The organism is Pseudoduganella aquatica (assembly GCF_009857595.1).
Classification (GTDB): Bacteria; Pseudomonadota; Gammaproteobacteria; order Burkholderiales; family Burkholderiaceae_D; genus Rugamonas; species Rugamonas aquatica_A.
The window spans coordinates 1-262 of record NZ_WWCU01000155.1; the positions used below are offsets into that span (position 1 = coordinate 1).

At 51.1% G+C, this 262-nt stretch carries 1 rRNA gene; it reads left to right on the top strand.

The window, feature by feature from the left end:
* Positions 1–262: ribosomal RNA gene (locus GTP77_RS30025) — 16S ribosomal RNA — on the top strand; the annotation flags it as partial.

A 262-nucleotide genomic window follows, 5' to 3' on the forward strand; every position in this document is an offset into this window, starting at 1 on the left:
AGATTAAAACTCAAAGGAATTGACGGGGACCCGCACAAGCGGTGGATGATGTGGATTAATTCGATGCAACGCGAAAAACCTTACCTACCCTTGACATGGAAGGAATCCCCGAGAGATTGGGGAGTGCTCGAAAGAGAACCTTCACACAGGTGCTGCATGGCTGTCGTCAGCTCGTGTCGTGAGATGTTGGGTTAAGTCCCGCAACGAGCGCAACCCTTGTCATTAGTTGCTACGAAAGGGCACTCTAATGAGACTGCCGGTG